Source organism: Sphingobacterium sp. UT-1RO-CII-1 (genome assembly GCF_026711005.1).
Taxonomy (GTDB): domain Bacteria; phylum Bacteroidota; class Bacteroidia; order Sphingobacteriales; family Sphingobacteriaceae; genus Sphingobacterium.
The window spans coordinates 1301-4393 of sequence record NZ_JAPPVJ010000016.1 but is presented as its reverse complement, the minus strand read 5'-3'; the positions used below and the strand labels follow the sequence as shown (position 1 = coordinate 4393).

The following is a 3093-nucleotide window of genomic DNA, read 5'->3' as shown; positions in this document are numbered from 1 at the left end:
GATTCCATGACTCCTGGCGAAGCCACTTCAATATCTCCCGCCTATCCTACACATCCTGTACCCAATCACAATGTTAAGCTATAGTGAAGGTGCATGGGGTCTTTCCGTCCCGTTGCGGGTACCCGGCGTCTTCACCGAGACCACAATTTCACCGAGCTCATGGCTGAGACAGCGCCCAGATCGTTACACCATTCGTGCAGGTCGGAACTTACCCGACAAGGAATTTCGCTACCTTAGGACCGTTATAGTTACGGCCGCCGTTTACTGGGGCTTCGATTCAATGCTTCTCTTGCGATGACATCCCCTCTTAACCTTCCAGCACCGGGCAGGTGTCAGGCCTTATACTTCATCTTTCGATTTCGCAAAGCCATATGTTTTTGCTAAACAGTCGCCTGGGCCTTTTCACTGCGGCTGCTCTATCGCTAGAGACAGCGCCCCTTCTCCCGAAGTTACAGGGCCATTTTGCCGAGTTCCTTAGCCATGAATCACTCGAGCACCTTAGGATTCTCTCCTCGACTACCTGTGTCGGTTTACGGTACGGGTTTTATTAACCTGAAGCTTAGCGGGTTTTCTTGGAAGTCTGATTACCTGCACTATCAGCGCTGCCGAAGCTTTGCTGTACTATCAGAGTTCAGCTGTAAGGGCGGATTTGCCTACCCGAACAATACCTACATCTTTCAACGAACTATTCCGTCAGTTCGCGGCAGTGTCACTACTCCGTCACCACATCGCAGTTAATAAAAGTACGGGAATATTAACCCGTTGTCCATCGGCTTTCTCCGTTCGGATGCGCCTTAGGCCCCGACTAACCCTGATCCGATTAGCGTTGATCAGGAAACCTTAGTCTTTCGGTGGGCGGGTTTCTCACCCGCCTTATCGTTACTTATGCCTACATTTGCTTTTCTATTAAGTCCACCACACATCACCATGTGGATTCACCCCCAATAGAATGCTCCCCTACCAGACATACAAATTAATGTATGAATCCATAGCGTCGGTAATACACTTGATGCCCGTTTATTATCCACGCCCGGCCGCTCGACTAGTGAGCTGTTACGCACTCTTTAAATGAATGGCTGCTTCCAAGCCAACATCCTAGCTGTCTGGGCAACCGGACCTCGTTAGTTCAACTTAGCGTATATTTAGGGACCTTAGCTGATGGTCTGGGTTCTTTCCCTCTCGGCCTTGGACCTTAGCACCCAAAGCCTCACTGCAGATCATATCTATATAGCATTCGGAGTTCGTCTGGATTTGGTAGGATTTGACTCCCCCGCACCCAATCGGTAGCTCTACCTCTAATAGACTAAAATCCACGCTGTTCCTAAAAACATTTCGGGGAGTACGAGCTATTTCCCAGTTTGATTGGCCTTTCACCCCTACCCTCAGGTCATCCGAAAACTTTTCAACGTTTGACGGTTCGGTCCTCCATTACGTGTTACCGCAACTTCAACCTGCCCAAGGGTAGATCACAAGGTTTCGCGTCTACCTCATCCGACTGTGCGCCCTATTAAGACTCGCTTTCGCTGCGGCTACATGACTGAATCATTTAACCTTGCCGGACAAGAGTAACTCGTAGGCTCATTATGCAAAAGGCACGCCGTCACAGAACTTGTCCGCTCCGACCGCTTGTAAGCACACGGTTTCAGGTTCTTTTCACTCCCCTGTTCGGGGTTCTTTTCACCTTTCCCTCACGGTACTAGTTCACTATCGGTCTCTCAGGAGTATTTAGCCTTACCAGATGGTGCTGGCAGATTCAAGCAGGATTTCTCCGGTCCCGCCCTACTCAGGATACCACTATGCTGTCTCTCTTTACCTGTACGGGGCTATCACCCATATCGCGCAGTTTCCCACCTGCTTCCAGTTCATCCAGACAATACAATGTCGTGGTCCTACAACCCCAATCATGCCGTAACAGGATTGGTTTGGGCTCTTTCGTGTTCGCTCGCCACTACTTACGAAATCATTATTATTTTCTCCTCCTACGCCTACTTAGATGTTTCAGTTCAGCGCGTTCGCGTATTATACAATATACCTTCAGTATATTAGGTTGCCCCATTCGGAAATCTACGGATCAATTCGAATTTGCCGATCACCGTAGCTTATCGCAGCTTATCACGTCCTTCATCGCCTCTGAGAGCCTAGGCATCCCCCGTGTGCCCTTATTTACTTTCTTCACCGAATACCCCTTTTGCTAGGTATCGGTTGCTTGTGTAGTAGTCTTACATTTACTCTAAAAGTAAACAGACGTCCTACTATCTGTTGTCTTCTCTTGTGTTTTTTTTCTTCCAATATGTCAAAGAACGTTTTCTCTAAATCTTGCTATAACTTATAAGATAATATAAGCATACAATAGCAGACCTAAGATTAGTGGAGAATAACGGAGTCGAACCGTTGACCTCCTGCGTGCAAGGCAGGCGCTCTAGCCAGCTGAGCTAATTCCCCATTAATTTCTATCGAATCTTTTAAGTGTAGTCCCGAGCAGATTTGAACTGCTGACCCCTACATTATCAGTGTAGTGCTCTAACCAACTGAGCTACGGGACTAGCTTTAAATCTTTCGCGCTGTAACTACACCTAAGTAATACATTAAATTAGTATTAATAGGGCAGGCACTTTCTTCTAATGCTTTCTGTTTTGAATTTGATCATGAATGTGCGTAACGAGTACCAAATAGATACTCTAGAAAGGAGGTATTCCAGCCGCACCTTCCGGTACGGCTACCTTGTTACGACTTAGCCCCAATTATCGGTTTTGCCCTAACACGCTCCTTGCGGTTACATGCTTTAGGCACCCCCAACTTTCATGGCTTGACGGGCGGTGTGTACAAGGCCCGGGAACGTATTCACCGCGTCATTGCTGATACACGATTACTAGCGAATCCAACTTCACGGGGTCGAGTTGCAGACCCCGATCCGAACTGTGAACGGCTTTTAGAGATTAGCATCACTTTGCAGTGTAGCTGCCCGTTGTACCGTCCATTGTAGCACGTGTGTAGCCCCGGACGTAAGGGCCATGATGACTTGACGTCGTCCCCTCCTTCCTCACTGCTTGCGCAGGCAGTCTGTTTAGAGTCCCCACCATAACATGCTGGCAA

General features: G+C 48.2%; 2 tRNA genes and 2 rRNA genes (1 of these 4 running past the window's edge). All 4 read right to left on the bottom strand.

The window, feature by feature from the left end:
* Nucleotides 1-2173: ribosomal RNA gene (locus ORI89_RS18965) — 23S ribosomal RNA — on the bottom strand; the annotation flags it as partial.
* Between the two features lie 195 nt (nt 2174-2368).
* Nucleotides 2369-2442 (bottom strand) — tRNA-Ala (locus ORI89_RS18960).
* A gap of 27 nt (nt 2443-2469) precedes the next feature.
* Nucleotides 2470-2543 (bottom strand) — tRNA-Ile (locus ORI89_RS18955).
* Between the two features lie 139 nt (nt 2544-2682).
* Nucleotides 2683-3093, bottom strand: a 16S ribosomal RNA gene (locus ORI89_RS18950) (it continues 1218 nt past the right edge of the window).